At 69.8% G+C, this 16,603-nt stretch carries 14 protein-coding genes; 5 read left to right on the forward strand and 9 right to left on the reverse strand.

Annotated elements, in window-relative coordinates; genetic code table 11:
• The first annotated feature begins 53 nt into the window (after positions 1-53).
• Positions 54-461, forward strand: coding sequence for a hypothetical protein (locus VXD91_RS22105; protein ID WP_212806551.1), 408 nt, complete (start codon positions 54-56; stop codon positions 459-461).
• Here the strand turns inward: VXD91_RS22105 and VXD91_RS22110 are convergent.
• Together VXD91_RS22110 and VXD91_RS22115 are read right to left on the reverse strand one after the other, a co-directional pair.
• A complete protein-coding gene (locus tag VXD91_RS22110; protein ID WP_212806552.1) occupies positions 444-3,701 on the reverse strand; it encodes an ATP-dependent DNA helicase in 3,258 nt (1,085 codons plus the stop codon). The two genes, VXD91_RS22105 and VXD91_RS22110, sit on opposite strands and share 18 nt — an antisense overlap.
• The gene (locus tag VXD91_RS22115) at positions 3,692-6,823 is read right to left on the reverse strand and encodes an ATP-dependent DNA helicase (protein ID WP_212806553.1); all 3,132 of its coding nucleotides are present in this window, start codon (positions 6,821-6,823) and stop codon (positions 3,692-3,694) included. The genes VXD91_RS22110 and VXD91_RS22115 overlap by 10 nt, the downstream gene beginning before the upstream one ends.
• Positions 6,824-6,881: 58 nt before the next feature.
• Between VXD91_RS22115 and VXD91_RS22120 the strand changes: the two genes are divergently transcribed.
• Entirely contained in the window at positions 6,882-7,688 is an 807-nt protein-coding gene (locus tag VXD91_RS22120; protein ID WP_212806554.1) for an alpha/beta hydrolase, read from the forward strand.
• A 2-nt stretch (positions 7,689-7,690) separates the two neighbouring features.
• Positions 7,691-7,987, forward strand: a complete 297-nt coding sequence (locus VXD91_RS22125; RefSeq protein WP_212806555.1) for an MGMT family protein — start codon at positions 7,691-7,693, stop codon at positions 7,985-7,987.
• Between the two features lie 7 nt (positions 7,988-7,994).
• Here the strand turns inward: VXD91_RS22125 and VXD91_RS22130 are convergent, their stop codons facing one another.
• From VXD91_RS22130 to VXD91_RS22155, 6 genes are all read right to left on the reverse strand, one after another.
• Positions 7,995-8,954, reverse strand: coding sequence for a 2-oxoglutarate and iron-dependent oxygenase domain-containing protein (locus tag VXD91_RS22130; RefSeq protein WP_346416431.1), 960 nt, complete (start codon positions 8,952-8,954; stop codon positions 7,995-7,997).
• Positions 8,951-9,391, reverse strand: coding sequence for a nucleoside deaminase (locus VXD91_RS22135; RefSeq protein ID WP_346416465.1), 441 nt, complete (start codon positions 9,389-9,391; stop codon positions 8,951-8,953). Before VXD91_RS22135 ends, VXD91_RS22130 begins: the two co-directional genes overlap by 4 nt.
• Entirely contained in the window at positions 9,388-10,782 is a 1,395-nt protein-coding gene (locus VXD91_RS22140; RefSeq protein ID WP_346416432.1) for a cytosine permease, read from the reverse strand. The genes VXD91_RS22135 and VXD91_RS22140 overlap by 4 nt, the downstream gene beginning before the upstream one ends.
• A gap of 58 nt (positions 10,783-10,840) precedes the next feature.
• The gene (locus tag VXD91_RS22145; RefSeq protein ID WP_073697168.1) at positions 10,841-11,695 is read right to left on the reverse strand and encodes a TIGR02569 family protein; all 855 of its coding nucleotides are present in this window, start codon (positions 11,693-11,695) and stop codon (positions 10,841-10,843) included.
• A 36-nt stretch (positions 11,696-11,731) separates the two neighbouring features.
• Complete coding sequence (gene moeZ / locus VXD91_RS22150; protein ID WP_346416434.1) at positions 11,732-12,937, reverse strand: adenylyltransferase/sulfurtransferase MoeZ; 1,206 nt, start codon at positions 12,935-12,937, stop codon at positions 11,732-11,734.
• 126 nt (positions 12,938-13,063) lie between these two features.
• Entirely contained in the window at positions 13,064-14,110 is a 1,047-nt protein-coding gene (locus VXD91_RS22155) for a DUF3152 domain-containing protein (RefSeq protein ID WP_212806559.1), read from the reverse strand.
• A 224-nt stretch (positions 14,111-14,334) separates the two neighbouring features.
• Here VXD91_RS22155 and VXD91_RS22160 point away from each other — a divergent pair, with 224 nt between their 5' ends.
• The gene (locus VXD91_RS22160) at positions 14,335-15,012 is read left to right on the forward strand and encodes a TetR/AcrR family transcriptional regulator (RefSeq protein WP_212806560.1); all 678 of its coding nucleotides are present in this window, start codon (positions 14,335-14,337) and stop codon (positions 15,010-15,012) included.
• Positions 15,013-15,080: 68 nt separating this feature from the next.
• Here VXD91_RS22160 and VXD91_RS22165 read toward each other — a convergent pair whose 3' ends face one another.
• Positions 15,081-15,317: a DUF3107 domain-containing protein gene (locus VXD91_RS22165; RefSeq protein WP_135355331.1), complete on the reverse strand. Its 237-nt coding sequence runs from the start codon at positions 15,315-15,317 to the stop codon at positions 15,081-15,083.
• A 335-nt stretch (positions 15,318-15,652) separates the two neighbouring features.
• On the opposite strand from VXD91_RS22165, the gene VXD91_RS22170 reads away from it, so the two are divergent.
• A complete protein-coding gene (locus VXD91_RS22170) occupies positions 15,653-16,585 on the forward strand; it encodes a hypothetical protein (protein ID WP_346416436.1) in 933 nt (310 codons plus the stop codon).
• The last annotated feature ends 18 nt before the right edge of the window (positions 16,586-16,603 follow it).

Raw genomic sequence — 16,603 nt, forward strand, 5'->3', positions numbered from 1 at the left:
CATTATCTGGCGGAGACTCACCACGAGACGGCTCGGCACAGCACTATGTAACCATGACCGCCGCCAACAGCACTGCCAACACCACTCCCAGCCAGGCGCCCGCGTACCGAATGGGCGCGCTGCTCGTCGGAATGGGCGCCCTGCACTTCGTCGCACCGAAGCCTTTCGACGGCATCGTCCCGGAGGAACTCCCCGGCACGGCACGGTTCTACACCTATGCGTCGGGCGTCGGCGAAGTCGCCACCGGCGCCGCGCTGCTCCTGCCCCGTACCCGCAAGCTGGGCGCGCTGGCCGCGGTCGCACTTTTCCTCAGCGTCTTCCCGGCGAACGTCAACATGGTCCGGCTGTGGTGGCCCAAGGGGTGGCCGGCTCGCGTCGCGGCACTGGCCCGGCTGCCGTTGCAGGTGCCGATGGTGACCCAGGCGCTCAAGATCTACCGCAACTCACCCGAGGTGAACTAGCGCCGCGAGCTCGTCGGCGCCGGGCAGGTCGGTGGGTGCCACCGTCTCCCCAGCGCGCACGTAGTGGAAGACCGCCCGCACCGCATCGACGGGTACGCCCTGGATGGACGACCACGCCAGGCGGTACACCGCCAGCTGAATCGCCTTGTTGCGCAGCGTTTCCGGGGTCGATGGCGGATCGCCGGTCTTCCAGTCGAGCACGGTGTAGCCACCGTCGGCATCGGCGAACACCGCGTCGATGCGGCCGCGGATGACCCGGTCACCGATCACCATGTCGAACGGCACCTCGATGTCGATCGGGGTGCGGGCCGCCCACTCCGAGAGGGCGAACGCGGCCTGCAGATCGGCGAGTTCCTCGGCGACGGCCTGCCCCAGCTCGGCGTCGACCGCACCGGGCAGGTCGTCGAGGTCGAACAGCCGCTCGGCGGAGAAGTACCGCTGCACCCAGTCGTGGAACGCGGTGCCCAGCAGCGCCTGCGGGTCCGGCCGGGCGGGCAGCCGTCGCTGCAGCCGTTGCAGTGCACCCGACCGGTCGCTGCCCAGGTCGACCAATGTGCTCACCGACAACTGCGGCGGCAGGTCGAGCGGACCGCGCTCCTGGGCCCGCTCCCGCTCGGCCAGCAGGGCGTCCACGTCGGCAGCCCAGCCGTGCCGGTCCTCGAGGTCTTCGGCCCCTGCGGCGAGCGCCTGGGCCACCAGGGCCGCGCCCCGGTCGACGTCCCCGCGCCGGGAACCAGCCGGGTCGACGGGCCAGGAGCACTCGACGACGTTGTCCCGCAACGGGTTGACGGCATTTTCCGCGGGTGCCGTGGCCCACTGCTCGATTTCACCGCAGGGGTGGCCCTCCTGCGCTGCCCGTTCGATGATGTCGCGTATCTCGATCAGGAAGTCAGAAGGCCCCGCCGGTTTCCCGGCCGTCGTCCCCCAGTGATATCCGGACAACAGCAGGGTGTCCTCGGCGCGGGTGAGGGCCACGTAGAGCAGCCGGCGTTCCTCATCGGTGCGCCGCTGATCGAGCAGCGCCTTGTGCGCGGCGATCTTGTCCGCCAACATCTTCCGGTCGTAGACATCGGAGGTGTCGAGCACCGGCACGCCATGTTCGGACAGCTCGGCACGGTCCCCACGCAACAACGGCGGCAGGTCCCCCGCGTCGGTCAGCCAGGTGCGCTGCGACGCGGTCGACGGGAACACCCGGGCAACCAGGTGCGGAACCGCGACGATCTGCCATTCCAGGCCCTTGGCCGCGTGCACCGTCAGGATCTGCACGCGGTCCGAGGCCACCGTCACCTGTGCCGGGGCCAGCCCGTTCTCCACCTCCGCGGCCGCGGTCAGGTACGCCAGCAGTCCGGCGATGGATGCTGCGCCGTCCGGTTCTGCGGCCGGCCGCGCGGCGTATCCCGCGACCACATCGGCGAAGGCATCGAGATGTTCGGTGCCGCGCCAGCCCTCGGAAACCCCACTGGCCGCGCGGGTTTCGGCGTCGATACCCAGGACCCGACGTACTTCGGCGACCAGATCCGGCAGCGGCTGGTGCAGGTGCGCACGCAACTGGCTCAATTCGGCGCCCAGGGCCAGCAGCCGGCGGTGTCCTTCGGGTGAGTAGCGGTCGGCCGGGCCCGGATCACTGATCGCGTCGGCCAGGCAGGCGTGGTCGGCGTCGGGGGCGACCTGTGCGACGGCCTGCTCGGCGGGCGACCCGGACGTCCGCGCCGGGTCGGGCGCATCCAGTTCCGAGGCGCGGCGCCAGAGCGCGGCCAGGTCAGCGGCGCCGAAGCGCCACCGCGCGCTGGTGAGCACCCGCATCGCGGCGACCCCGGCAGTCGGTTCGGCGACCAGGCGCAGCATCGCGACGACGTCGGCGACCTCGGGGATGGCCAGCAGCCCGGCCAGACCCACCACCTCGACGGGCACCCCGCGGGCTGTCAGCGCCTCGGCGATGGGCGCGGCGTCGGCGTTGCGGCGTACCAGGACCGCGGCCGTCGGCGCCGGCTCACCCGCCGCGACGGCACCGTGGTACCGGCGGGCCAAGTGATCGGCCACCCAATCACGTTCGGCAACAACATCATCCAGCAATGCACACTGAATGGTTCCCGGCTCGGCGCCCGGTCGCGGCAGCAATTCGCGCACGCTCACGCTGCGGCGCCGCGCCTCGGCGGAGACCTCGTTGGCCAGCTTGAGTGCCCGCGGCGGATTGCGCCAACTGGTCCGCAGTTCCAGGGTCGGGGCCGGCGAACCGTCGGACAGGCGGAAGTCGGTGGTGAACCGCGGCAGGTTGGTCGCCGACGCGCCGCGCCAGCCGTAGATCGACTGAATGGGATCCCCGACCGCCGTCAGCGCCAGGCCGTCGTCGACACCGCCGCCGAACAGCGACGACAGCGCGACCCGCTGAGCGTGCCCGGTGTCCTGGTATTCGTCCAGCAGGACGACGCGATACCGCTCCCGCAGCTGCGCGCCGACCTGCGGGAAACGCTCGGCGAGGCGGGCCGCGGCCGACATCTGGCTGCCGAAGTCCATCACCTGCGCTTCCCGCATCCGCTGGTGCACGGCATCGATCAGCGGCACCAGCTCGGCCCGCTCGGTCTGGGTGGCCAGCAGGTTCAGCAGCGACTGGGTGGGCCCGCCGCGCTGGCCCGGGCCTCCGGGGAGCGTGAGAATGAGCCGCTCCAGCTCGTGATGCGTGTCGCGCACGGCGTCGGTGTCGACGAGATGCTCGGACAGCTGGCCGGCCAGGCGCAGCACCATCTGGGTGACGGCGGCCGGTGACTTGTCGGTGTGCAGCTGCCCCGGGAAGTCGGCGACCACCCGAAAAGCCAACTGCCACATCTCGGTTTCGGTGACCAGCCGGGTGGCCGGCTCGATGGGCAGCAGCAGCCCGTACTCACGCAGCAAGGTGCCTGCGAAGGCGTGGTAGGTGCTGACGGTGGCGTGCTCGTCGGCCAGCGAGACGCCGGGCAGCAGACCCGACCCCGCCAGGCGGGCCAGCCGGGTACGCACACGGCGCAGCAACTGTCCGGCGGCCTTGCGGGTGAAGGTCAACCCCAGCACCTGTGACGGCGTGGCATAGCCGTTGGCCACCAGCCACACCACGCGCGCGGCCATGGTCTCGGTCTTCCCGGCACCGGCCCCCGCGATCACCACCAGCGGTCCCGGTGGCGCGGCGATGACCGCCGCCTGCTCGTCGGTCGGGGTGAACAGCCCGAGTGCCTCGGCAAGGTCGGCGGGGCTGTACGTCACGGGCATGCCCCCTTCGTACCCTGCGCCGGGCACATGGCCCGCACCGGGCACGTCGCACACCCGGAACCGACGCGCGCGACGAAGTGCGGCCCGGCCGTCGCCGCGGCAGCATCGGTGACCTTCTGCCGCCACTGCGCCTGCGCCGTCTCCCCCATCGGATCCTGTTCGCGCTCGGTGGCGCCGGTCTTGGCAGGTTTGGCCGGATACACCAGCCGGCCACCGCCGGGCTGGTCACCATGCGGCACAACACCTTCGGCGATGGCCAGCTGGTACAGCGCGAGCTGGGCGTGCTCCTGGGCATCGGCCTTGGTGGCGGGGCTCTTGCCGGTCTTGACATCGACCACCACGAGGCGGCCCTCACGGTCCCGTTCCAGGCGGTCGATACGTCCCTTCACCTGCACCTGCAGCCCCTCGTCGGCGATCGTGCCGGACACCTCGAGTTCGGTACCGACCTCGGTCAGCTCACCGCGGGTCTCCTGCCGCCACGTCGTGAACGTCGCCAGCATGGCGCGGTACCGCTCCAGCTCGTTGTCGGCATACCAGTTCGAATCGAAAGGCAGCTGCTGCCAGACCTTTTCGAGTTCACCCCGCAGCTGCGCCTCGCTGCGACCCGAATCGGCAACCAGGGCGTGCACCAGCGAGCCCAACGCCGACCGCAGATCGCGGCCGTCGCTGCCGCCGTGGCGCTCCAGCATCCAGCGCAGCGGGCAGTCGGTCAGGGTCTGCACCGTCGACGGCGACACCGTGACGACGTGGTCGTCGCCCGACCACAGCGGCTCGGCAGTGGACAGCTCCGTGCTGGCGTACCACTGCGCCGGGTCGGCGCCCGGCACGCCGGCCTCGGCCAGCCGGGCCAATTGCGCTGCCGCACAAAGCCGGTCGGTCTCCTCGACCGCGCCGTCGGGAGCACACACCACCGACCGCAACCGGCCGACCAATGCCGACGGCGACAACACGGCGGGCGCATGCACCGGGAGCTCGTCGGCGTCGGGGTCGGTGCCGCCGGCCAGGGCCGCCAGCTCCTCGAAGAACGTCGACGGCAGCAACGCCTCGTCACCGTTGTCGCTGTCCACGGCCGTCACCAGCACGCGGTTGCGGGCCCGTCCCAGCGCGGCGACCAGCAGTCGCCGTTCCTCGGCCAGCAGCGGCGCGGTGGCCGACATGCCGCGCACATCGCCCACCCCGTCGACGATGTCGAGGAGCTGCTGGGTGCCGAGTACGCCCCCACGCGGAACGGTGTTGGGCCACAACCCTTCCTGCAGGCCCGCGATCACCACGAAATCCCACTCCCGCCCCAGCGCGGCATGGGCACTGAGCACGGCCACCTCGTCGGCCTCGGCGCGCTCGGGTACCGAACCCGCCCAGGAGAGAGCGCGGACGTGGTCGATCAAGCCGGCGAGGGACGCCGCCGCGGTGCGGGCGACGTACTGGTCGGCAGTGTCGAACAGCGCGGTGACGGCATCCAGATCGGCGTTTGCCGCCACCCCGGCCGCACCCGGACGCCCCGCCGCGGCCTGCCACCGGCGCGACAACCCGCTGGCGTGCCAGGCCTGCCACAGCACGAAACGCGGATCCTGGCCCGCGGTCGCCGACCGGCGCGCCGCGTCGAGAACCGCGCGGACGCGCCGCACGGGCCGTGCCAGCTGATCGGACAGCGAATGTTCGGCACTTCCGGTCAGCGCCTCGACGAGCAGGTCACCGAAATCGCGACCGCTGCCGTCGGCGCGGCGCAGCGCGCGCCGCAACTGGCGCAGTGACACCGGGTCCACGCGGCCGATGGGACCGGTCAGCAGAGCCAGTGCCCGGTCACCGGTCAGTTGGTCGGCGACGCAGTCCAGCACCGTGAGCAGCGCACCCACCGCCGGATGCTGCGCGGGTGGCGCCATGCCGGCCTGCTGCTGCACCGGCACCCCGGCGGCGCTCAGGGCCCGGGCCAGCGCTGTCCCGGCCCGCGGTACCGACCGCACGATGACGGCCATCTGCGACCACGGCACGCCGTCGACCAGGTGCGCGCGCCGCAAGGCGTCGGCGATCAACGCGGACTCGGCATGCGGCGATCCGGCGACGCGCACCGCCAGCGAGCCGAGCTGATCCGTCGTCGCCGGTGTCAGGGCCCGGGACGCGTCCACGCCGGGCAGCCGCCGCGCGACGGCCGCGACCGCTCCGGCCACCGCGGGCGAGCACCGGTGGGACTCGGTCAGCACCACATGAGGCTGGTCCTCGGGGCCGTACAGCAGCGTCGGCTCGGCGCCGCGGTAGCCGAACACGGTCTGGCTCGGGTCACCGGCGATGACCGTCAGCTGGGCACCGGCCGCCAGCACCCGCACCAGCAGCGCGGCCTGCGGATCGAGGTGCTGCGCATCGTCGACGAGCAACAGCTTGATGCGGGCGCGTTCGGCGTCCAGCAGCGCGGGATCGACCGCGAAGGCCTCGAGCGCGGCGCCCACCAGCTCGGCCGCGCCCAGCGCGGGCACCGTCGCCTGCGGGGCCGCCATGCCGACGGCGCTGCGCAGCAGCATGACCTGCTCGTAGACCTGCGCGAACCGGGCCGCCGCCACCCACTCCGGACGGCCGGCCTTGCGGCCGATCCGGCGCAGATCCGCGGGGTCGACGCCGCGTTCGGTGCAGCGGGCCAACAGGTCCCGCAATTCGGTCGCGAACCCCGCGGTGCCCAATGCCGGCCGCAGGTGCAGCGGCCAGTCCACGCTCGCCTCGTCGCCATCCTCCAGATCACCGGCGAGGAGCTCGCGGATGATGCCGTCCTGCTCGGCACTGGTGATCAGGCGCGGCGGCGGGTCACCGGCACGCTGCGCGGCCTGCCGCAGCACGGCGAACGCGTAGGAGTGCAGGGTGCGGACCAGCGGCTCCCGGGTGACCTGGCCGGTATCGCCCAGCAGCGCCGAGGTGATGGCGCCGCGGACCCGGCTGCCCAGCCGCGCCGAACCCGTGAGCAGGAGCACCGACTCCGGATCGGTCCCCGCCGCGATATGCGTTGCCGCCGTGCGGATCAGCAGCTCGGTCTTCCCGGTTCCGGGGCCGCCCAGCACCCGCACGACACCGCGCTGCCCGGGCTCGGTCAGGGCATTAACCGAGCCGGGCGCGGTGAGTGCGGAGTGCGGGGCGGCCATGGCAGGAATGCAACCACGGGGGTACGACAAGTTCGGCCGACGGCGACGTCCGGTCGCGATGTCTGGCAGCATCAACGGGGTGAGCTTGCAGGTGTACCGCTACGGACCGGCGCGGCCGGCACAGATTCTGGCCCTGCACGGCCTGACCGGCCACGGAAAGCGCTGGCAGACACTGGCGGACGGGTATCTTGCCGAATATGCCGTGCTGGCGCCCGACCTCCTGGGACATGGCCATTCGTCGTGGGCGGCGCCGTGGAACATCGATGAGAACGTCGCGGCCCTGGCGGCCCTCCTCCAGGACGAGGCCGACGGGCCGGTGGTCGTGGTGGCACATTCATTCGGTGGCGCGATAGCGCTCAATCTCGCTGCCGCCCATCCGAATCTGGTGTCCGGCCTGGTGCTGCTGGACCCGGCGACCGGGCTGGACGGCAGCTGGATGAGCGAGATCGCCGACGCCATGCTCGGCTCCCCCGACTACCCGGACCGCCAGGAGGCCCACGCCGAGAAGGTGAACGGATCGTGGGGCGAGGTCTCGGCGAAGTACCCCGGCGAACTCGAGCGCGACCTGGACGAGCACCTGGTCGCCCTGCCGGGCGGACGCGTCGGCTGGCGCATCAGCCTGCCCGCCATGATGTCCTACTGGAGTGAGCTGGCCCGCCCGATCGTGTTGCCGCCGCAGGGCACACCGACGACGCTGGTGCTGGCCAAACGAACCCATCCGGCCTACGTCACCGGCGAACTCGTGTCCGGCTTGCAGGCCCGGCTCGGCGCCGACTTCGTACTGACCGAATTCGATTGCGACCACATGGTGCCGCACGCCATGCCCGCCGAAACCGCCGACGTGATCCGGCGTCACCTGGTCTGATCGTGGCCGCTGTCACCGACGAACAGGTGGAGAAGGTGCGGGGTCTCGTCGCCTCGATACCGCCTGGCCGGGTGTCGACGTACGGCGACATCGCCGATGCCGCAGGGCTTTCCAGCCCGCGCATCGTCGGCTGGATCATGCGGACCGATTCCTCGGACCTGCCCTGGCACCGCGTGATCAGCGCGTCGGGCCGGCCGGCAGCGCATCTGGCGACGCGGCAGCTGGAACGGCTGCGCGCCGAAGGGGTGCTGGCGGTCGACGGACGGGTTCGGCTGCGGGAGTACCGGCACCAGTTCTGAGGGCCGCTCAGCCGACGGTGATGGCGTCCAGCCGTTCCTTGATGAAGTCCGCGGAGACCACCGGCGCGAGCCCGGACACCGCACCGATGGGCGGCTGCAACGGGGTGATCAGCGCGTCGTGGTTGGCTTCGTAGAAGTAGATCAGCGACACCAGGTCCTCTTCCGGCGCGTGCGGTTGCGGCGGCAGCACGCGGTGACGCCCCGACGGCCAGCGTCGTCCGCTCCAATACTCCAGCAGGTCCCCGATGTTCACCGTCAGCGCGCCGGGTTCCCAGGGGGCGTCTTCCCAGCCCGCTGCCTCGGAATACACCTGCAGCCCACCGGCGCCCGGCTCCCGGTCGAGCACCGTGACGGTGCCGAAATCGGTGTGCGGGCCGATGCGAAACTGCCCCGGCTCGGGTTCGCCCACGACACTCACCGGCGGGTAGTGGTTGATGTTCATGGTCCACGTCGGCCGATCTGCCAGCGCGGCAAAAGGATTCGCCGGCAATCCCAGCGCGTGCGCGAACAGGGCCAGCAGGTCGTCGGACAGCCGGCGCATCTGGGCGGTGTATTGATCCACCAACGTCTGCAGGGCGGGCACCTCGGCGGGCCATACGTTGGGGGCGAACCAGATTCGATCCACCTCCGGATCCCCCGTCGACGTTTCCGCGCCCAGGCTGAAACTCTCCTTGAGATCGGGTGGCGTCTCGGTGCCCTCGGCGTAACCGTTGGCCTCGGCACCCGGGCCGATCCAGCCGTGCCCGCCGACCGGCACCGAGTACCGCTGCTTGACGTCGTCGGGCAACGCGAAGAACTCCCGGCTGGCCGCGCGCACCGCAGCCGCCAACCCCTGGTCCACCCCGTGGCCGGTGACCACGATGAAACCGGCGCGCTGCAGACCCTCGTCGACCTCGGCGGCCAACGCATCGGCCTCGGCTCCGCCGGCATACCAGCGGGAAATATCCACTGTCGCAATGGCACTCATTCGCCGATATCCTCCGCCCACAATTCGGGACGGGCCGCGATGAAGTCCTCCATCATGGCCACGCACCGCTCGTCGTCCAAAACCGTAACCGCCACACCATGTTCGGCCAGCCAGTCATGACCGCCGTGGAACGTGCGAGCCTCCCCGATCACCACCGCGCCGATGCCGAACTGCCGCACCAGCCCGCTGCAATACCAGCACGGCGACAGCGTCGTCACCATGATGGTCGAGCGGTAGCCGCGCTGGCGCCCGGCCGCGCGGAACGCGTCGGTCTCGGCGTGCACCGAGGGATCATCGTTCTGCACCCGGCGGTTGTGCCCGGCGCCCAGGAGTTCACCATCGGCGCGAAACAACGCCGCGCCGATCGGAATACCGCCTTCGGACAGCCCTTTTCGGGCTTCGGCGACCGCGACGTCGAGCATCTGCTCAGGGCTCATGCGGCGGCGCATTCTGCGGCGATCTTCTTTCGACACAACACCAGGTACGCGACACCCGCGATGACGAAGCCGACGAAGAAGGTGATGTCGCCGAGCTTCGGCACCGCACGGGCGATGTAACCGACGAACTTCTCCTGGTTGGAGAACAACAGCACCGACAGGCCCAGTCCCAGCGCGAAGGACAGCAGCCCGGGCCAGTTCGAGTACGAGCGGTCGTAGAGGTACCCGGCAATGTGTTGCCCGCGACGCAGATACTGATCGGCGAAGACCACACCCAGCCACGGTCCGATCCAGTAGGCGATCACCAGCAGGAACGCTTCATAGCTGTGCGCGGCGTCGGGCAACGCCCACCAGGCGATCAGGAAACCGGCGACGCCGAAGAAGACGGTCACCAGCGCCCGCGCGATATGCGGCGGCAACGTGATCCCGATGGTCACGAAAGCCATTGCCCCGGAATAGATATTGAGCGCATTGGCGGCGATCGCGCCGATCGCGATGGCCAGCAGGGTCGCCTTGGCCAGCCACGGCCCGAGCTCGGCCGTGAACGACGCGGTCGGATTGGCCAGGCTCGCGGTGCCGAACGTCGCCGATGCCGCCCCGACGATCTCCAGGACCGCGCACGAGATGAACAACCCGGTCGAGGCGAAGAACCCCGTCGCGAAAGTGGACACCGCCGACGGCAGATAGCGCGTGTAGTCCGCGGCGTACGGGGTCCAGCCGGCCGCGTAGCCGAACGACGTGCCGACGGTGAGCAGGAAGCCGCCGAGTCCGCCGACGCCGCCGGACGGCGCGGGCGCACCCAGATTCGCGTGCGCGAAGATTCCGACCGATGCCGCGCCGAAGACGACGACGAGCGCCGGGAACGACCACCGCTCGAACGCCTGCACCAGGTTGTGGCCGAAGAACGCGAACGCCGTCTGCAGCACCACGATGATGATCAGGCCGATCAGCGGTCCGAAGCCGAACAGGGTGGACAGGGCAAACGCACCGCTGACGCTGTTGGTGGCGAACCAACCGACGCCTGCGGTGATCGACATCAACGTCGCCGGCAACGCATTGCCCTTGAACCCGAACGCCATTCGGCCCAGCACCATCTGCGGCACGCCGTGCAGCGGCCCACGCGCGGACAGGAAATAGTGCGCGATGGCACCCAGCCCCGTCCCGACGACGATCCCGGCGACCGCCTGCCAGAAGCTCATGCCGAAGGCGAGGACGGCCAGCATGCCGACGAACACCGTCGCGAATTCCATGTTGGGCGACGTCCACGTCCAGAACAGCTGGCTCGGCTTGCCGTGCCGGTCCGCCTCGGCGATGAACTCGTTGCCACCGGGTTCGACCGCAGCGATCCGGTCTTTGTAGGTTCCGTCGGTGGTGGGTTCAACAGCCGTCATGCGAGGTAACTTTCCCACCGAACGGGGCGCGCTGCCATTCGAACGACGGTGCGCGGAATTACAGCACCAGGCGGACCAGAGCTGCGGTGCGGGCCAGCCCCGGGAAAGCCGCGGCCGTCGACCGGGGGTGCAGGGCATGCACAGCGAGCCGGAAGATCAAGGCACGCAACAACATCTGCGGCCACTCCGGCAGCGATGCCCAGCGTTCGATGAGACCGTCGTCGGCCTCGCCCCAGGACAGCGCATCGACGACGACCACGCCCGCGGCCCACGACGCCGGGCGCCAGTACGGCGTGATGTCGGTGATGCCCGGCGCGGCGGTGCCGGCGAACAGCACGGTGCCGTAGAGGTCGCCGTGCACCAGCTGGCTCGGGTTGCGGGTCGGCTTGCGCAGCGACGCAAGCTGATTGATCAGCTCGATCGAACGGCGGCCGTCGGTGGTCCCGGGTACCACCCGCGAGCCGGGCGGCAACGACTGCAGTGGCCGGTCTTCCCACGCGGCGCGGTCGGCGGCGATGAAGACATCGACGTCGCTCCACGGCACCGCGGGCGGCTGCGTCAGGAACCGTGGACGCTCGAGCTTGGCCGTCGCCTCGTGCAGGCGCACCGCCGCCGAGACGATCTCGTCGTGCCGCGGTTCCGGGGTCCCGGTGACGAACGTGTCAGCGCGCCAGCCGGCGACGACGTAGCGGCCGTCGGTGGCACGCACCGGGCGGGCCAGCCGGACGCCGTCCACGAACAGCGTCTCGCGCACCTTGGCCGACCAGGACGCCCGCGCGTTGTCGGCGACCATGGACAGCACGACCTCGCCACAGCGCCAGCCGCCCTCCCAGCTCGAGCCGAGCGGCACCGGCCGGAGACCGGTCAGGCCGAACGCCGTGAGCACATGTTCGGGAGGACGGTCGACGGTCACCCGATCAGACTAAGGTGTGCCCGGCCAGACCTGACGTCAGTACATGACCATGTCGGGCTCGAGTTGCCGGGCCCAGGCCACGATTCCGCCCTGCAGGTGCAACGCGTCGGCGAATCCGGCCTGTTTGAGGGCGAGCAGGGCCTCGGCCGAGCGGATCCCGGTCTTGCAGTACAGCACCGCAATTCGGTCCTGTGGCACCCGGGCCAGCCCGGCCCCGGAGTCGAGCGTCGACTTGGGAATCAGTTCGGCACCCTCGATGCGGTTGATGGCCCACTCCGCGGGCTCCCGCACGTCGATCAGGGCGACGGGCTTGCCGGAGTCGATCAGCTCCCGCAGCTCGAGCGGAGTCACCGTCGAGTCGGCCGCCGCCTCGGCGGCCGCGTCGGACACCACGCCGCAGAACGCGTCGTAGTCGATGAGTCCGGTGATCTTCGGGGTCGCCGGGTCCTTGCGGATCGCGATGGTGCGGTAGGTCATGTCGAGGGCGTCGTAGATCATCAGCCGGCCCAGCAACGACTCGCCGATACCGGTGATCAGCTTGATGGCCTCGGTGCCCATCACCGAGGCGACGGACGCGCAGAGAATCCCCAGCACGCCGCCCTCGGCGCATGACGGCACCGTGCCCGGGGCCGGCGGCTCCGGGTAGAGATCGCGGTAGTTCAGCCCGCGCCCGTCGGGGGCGTCCTCCCAGAACACCGACACCTGGCCGGAGAACCGGTAGATCGAGCCCCAGACGTACGGCTTGTGCGCCAGCACCGCGGCGTCGTTGACGAGGTAGCGGGTGGCGAAGTTGTCGGTGCCGTCCAGGATCAGGTCGTACTGCTCGAACAGCGGCACCGCGTTGTCGGTGTCGAGCCGGAATTCGTGCAGATTGACGGTGACCAGCGGGTTGATCTCCAGGATCGATTCGCGGGCGCTCTGGGCTTTCGACCGGCCGACGTCGGACTGGCCATGGATGATCTGGCGCTGCAGGTTAGATTCATCGACGACGTCGAACTCGACGATGCCGATGGTGCCGACGCCCGCCGCCGCGAGATAGAGCAGGGTCGGGGAACCCAGTCCCCCGGCGCCGATCACGAGCACCCGTGCGTTCTTGAGCCGCTTCTGCCCGTCGACGCCGAGGTCCGGGATGATCAGGTGGCGGCTGTATCGCGCCACCTCGTCGCGGGTCAGTTCGGCTGCCGGCTGCACCAGCGGCGGCAAGGAGCCGTTTTCCTCCTTGCGTCCGGACGGGGATGCCATGCCCTCAACAGTAATCAGCGGCTTCGCATGACATTTCGGGGCCGCTCGGCGGCGACGAGCGTGCGCTCCCTGTACGCCGAATACGGCGTGTCGGGGTACAGACACGGCCGCTCGCGGGAGGGGCGGCTAGGGAATGGGGTACGGCCAGGAGTTGACGTGGCAGGTCTTGCCGTCGGGCTTGACCGACTCCGGGTCGAACTTGGCGTCGTCGTTGTTGTTGGTCGAGAAGGTCTGCTGCATCATGATCGGCGCCAGCCCGCCGTTGTCACCGCAGGGCTCGTGCATCCGGAAGCCGAGGGCGTGGCCGACCTCATGGTTGATCAGGTACTGGCGGTACGAGCCGATGTCGCCCTGGAACGGCACCGCGCCGCGCACCCAGCGTGCCTCGTTGATGAAGACGCGGGACTGTGCCTTGCCACCGTCGGCCGGGAAGTACGCCGGGTTGAAGCACGACGACTCCAGCTGGATGTCGTAGCCGCAGCCCTCGCGGACCGTCATCGGCGAGGTCAGGGACACCCGGAAATCCGGTGTCTCCGGCGACGACGCGTCGAGCCGGGTGAAGGCGAACTTCCCGTCATGCGTCCAGCTCTTGGGGTTCGCGAGGGTTTCGGCGACCATCCGGGCGAACGCCTCGTCACCGCCGAAACTGGTGGTGTCGACGCCGTCCTCGACCTCGACGGTGTAGGTCACCGACTTGGTGGTGCCCTGACCGATCTTGCCGGTGGTACCCGGCACGATGTGCCAGGCCTTGGCGCCGGCCTCGGTGAACGGCCCGCCGTCCGGGAGGATGCCGGTGGGCAGGTTGACGTCGAACTGCGTCAGGCCCTTGGGCGGTGCGCCGACGATCGCGGTGCTCGCCGAGTTGATGGTGGGCTGGCCCACCATCGGCACGTGCGGATGCGACGGTGTGATCGGCGCCGGACCGGAGATGCTCTGGTAGACCACGATTCCGGTGACGACGGCCAGGGCCGGCAGGGCGTAGGCGCGCCACCCGTAGGTGGATACGAAGCGGCCCAGCCAGGACTGCTTGCGCCACTGCTGCCGGTCGTCCCGGTTGGACCGCAGCCGTCCGGAGTCCTCGGCCACCGGATCCCGCTGCGCGCGCAACGGCTCACGCCACTCATTGCGCACCACAGGGACGCGACCGGTGCCTCGGCCCGGGTCGTAGGTCACCGAACCAGGATGGCACAGAGCTGGGCGTACGCCGGTAATGGCACGCCACCAGGTTGTTCAAGTGGGACCGGACACAATCGCCGAACCGCTGGTAGCACGCGAAAGCCGCGAACTAACGGTAGTAGTGTCGTGGCGATAAACTGCCGGGTCGGTCAACCTGAACAACACGTTGGGCGGCCATGAACAGCGGGGTCCAGATCGGACAATGCCAGATTGAGGACGTAATGAGCGAGGTTGCCAACACCTCAGACGCCAGAGGCACGCAAGCCGGAACCGACGGTGCGCAGGGCGGCCCGACCACGAATCGACGGGGCAACCGGCTGCCTCGCGACGAACGCCGCGGACAGCTGCTGATCGCGGCGAGCGACGTCTTCGTGGACCGCGGCTACCACGCAGCCGGCATGGACGAGATCGCCGAACGCGCCGGCGTGAGCAAACCCGTCCTGTACCAACACTTCTCGTCGAAGCTGGAGCTGTACCTGGCCGTGCTGCAGCGGCACGTCGACAACCTGCTGCAAGGCGTGCGCGGCGCGCTGAGCGCCACCACCGACAACCGGCTGCGCCTGCGTGCGGCCGTCGAGGCGTTCTTCGACTTCATCGAGCACGACAGCCAGGGCTACCGGCTGATCTTCGAGAACGACTACGTCACCGAGCCGCAGGTGTCGGCGCAGGTGAAGGTCGCGACCGATTCATGCACCGACGCGGTGTTCGACCTGGTGAGCAGCGATTCCGGGTTGGAGCCCCATCGCGCCCGGATGATCGCCGTCGGGCTCGTCGCGATCAGCGTCGACTGTGCCCGCTACTGGATCAACAACGACCGGCCGATCTCCAAGGACGCGGCCGTCGACGGCACGGTGCAGTTCGCCTGGGGTGGACTGTCACACGTTCCACTCACCCGCTGACGCGGCCAGAACAAAGAAAGCTGCCCCTTTCCATGGTGGAAAGGGGCAGCTTTTGCGTGTGGGCGGTGTCAGTCCTTGCCGGTGACGCCGAAGCCGACGCGGCGGACGTCGGCAGCGCCGATCTCGACGTAGGCGATCTTTGCGGTCTGCACCAGGAACCGGCGACCCTTCTCGTCGGTCAGTGCAAGCACGCCCGAATCCTGACCGAGCGCGTCGGTCACCAACTTCTCCACTTCCTCGGGAGTCTGCGCGCTGTTGAGGAACAGTTCGCGCGGGCTGTCGGTGACACCGATCTTGACCTCCACGCTGACCCCTTTCATTCGTTTTCAAGACTTCGGTCGAGCTGCTGTCGAACTCTCCTCAGGAGGCTAGTGGACGACGGCCGCCGTGGTGGCCGCGGGCCGTTCGCCGGTGGCGAACCGGTGCGAACGCCGGCGCCGAGGTCACGACGTCGTCACAGTTGTCGGCCCGGAAACGCGGCCCGGCGGCACCGCTTTTCGAGGTCGCGACAGGTCGTCTCGGCGCGGTCGACCGAACCGAGTCCCGACCGTTATCCGACGGTCAGCGAGCCGACCTCATCCGTAACTTTTGCACCATTAGCATCGACGAGGTAAGTGATACTCGACCGGGGAAAGTCGCCATGAGCAGGACATATTCGCGATATTCGACACCGTCGGGGGCGTCCACCGGCAGCTACGGGGACACCCCGAGCCACCAGGGCTACGACCGCGGCTACAGCTACAGCTACGGCTCCAGCACCGGGTACGGCAGCGACCGGACCCACTCGTACAGCTCGTACGGCTCGTACGGCTCCGCCACCGACCTGGCCGACCGCCCCACGCGCGAGTACAGCAGCACCTACGGCGACACCGATCGGTTCACCGCAGCCGATACCGACTACGCCGGTGGCGACGCCGACGCGGCCTATGACGACGCGGCGTATGACGACTACGACGACGAGATCTACGAGTACGACGAAGGCATCGACCGGCGCTGGGTGTGGGTGGCCGGTGTCGCCGGCGCCATCCTGCTGGTGGCGGTCATCTGCACCGTCGTCATCCTCGGCGGCGGTGACAGCGGGCCTGTCACGGCGCCGATCACGCCGCCCAGCACGAGCCAGTCGGCCACGCCGACGGCCTCCGCCACGCCGTCGGCCGCACCGCGTCCCCGGGTGACGGCGGCGCCGCCGACCGCCTCGCTGGCTCCCGAGACCGTCACGACCGTCACCCCGACCGCAGCGGCGCCCACACCGGCCGAGGCCGTACCGCCGGTCGACCCCGCCGCCGTCCCCGCGGCACCCGGCCCGAACACGGTCACCTACCGCATCACCGGCAACAAGTCGCTACTCGACCTCGTGACGGTGATCTACACCGACGGGCAGGGTGCGCTGCAGACGGACGTCAACGTGGCACTGCCGTGGGCCAAGACGGTCACGCTGAACCCGGGCGTCACGCTGAGTTCGGTGACCGCCACCAGCGTCACCGGTCAGCTGAACTGCTCGATCAGCGACGGTTCGGGACAGCCGGTCGCCGTGCAGAGCAACAACACGATGATCACCACCTGCACGAAGTAATCGCCACAGGCATCCAGG

Source organism: Mycobacterium sp. SM3041 (genome assembly GCF_039668335.1).
Classification (GTDB): Bacteria; Actinomycetota; Actinomycetes; order Mycobacteriales; family Mycobacteriaceae; genus Mycobacterium.

Excerpts from the sequence above, each read along its gene's own strand:
- VXD91_RS22105 (WP_212806551.1), top strand. The coding sequence starts at position 54 with ATGACCGCCGCCAACAGCACTGCCAACACCACTCCCAGCCAGGCGCCC.
- VXD91_RS22110 (WP_212806552.1), bottom strand. The coding sequence starts at position 3,701 with ATGCCCGTGACGTACAGCCCCGCCGACCTTGCCGAGGCACTCGGGCTG.
- VXD91_RS22115 (WP_212806553.1), bottom strand. The coding sequence starts at position 6,823 with ATGGCCGCCCCGCACTCCGCACTCACCGCGCCCGGCTCGGTTAATGCC.
- VXD91_RS22120 (WP_212806554.1), top strand. The coding sequence starts at position 6,882 with ATGTCTGGCAGCATCAACGGGGTGAGCTTGCAGGTGTACCGCTACGGA.
- VXD91_RS22130 (WP_346416431.1), bottom strand. The coding sequence starts at position 8,954 with ATGAGTGCCATTGCGACAGTGGATATTTCCCGCTGGTATGCCGGCGGA.
- VXD91_RS22135 (WP_346416465.1), bottom strand. The coding sequence starts at position 9,391 with ATGAGCCCTGAGCAGATGCTCGACGTCGCGGTCGCCGAAGCCCGAAAA.
- VXD91_RS22140 (WP_346416432.1), bottom strand. The coding sequence starts at position 10,782 with ATGACGGCTGTTGAACCCACCACCGACGGAACCTACAAAGACCGGATC.
- moeZ (WP_346416434.1), bottom strand. The coding sequence starts at position 12,937 with ATGGCATCCCCGTCCGGACGCAAGGAGGAAAACGGCTCCTTGCCGCCG.
- VXD91_RS22160 (WP_212806560.1), top strand. The coding sequence starts at position 14,335 with ATGAGCGAGGTTGCCAACACCTCAGACGCCAGAGGCACGCAAGCCGGA.
- VXD91_RS22170 (WP_346416436.1), top strand. The coding sequence starts at position 15,653 with ATGAGCAGGACATATTCGCGATATTCGACACCGTCGGGGGCGTCCACC.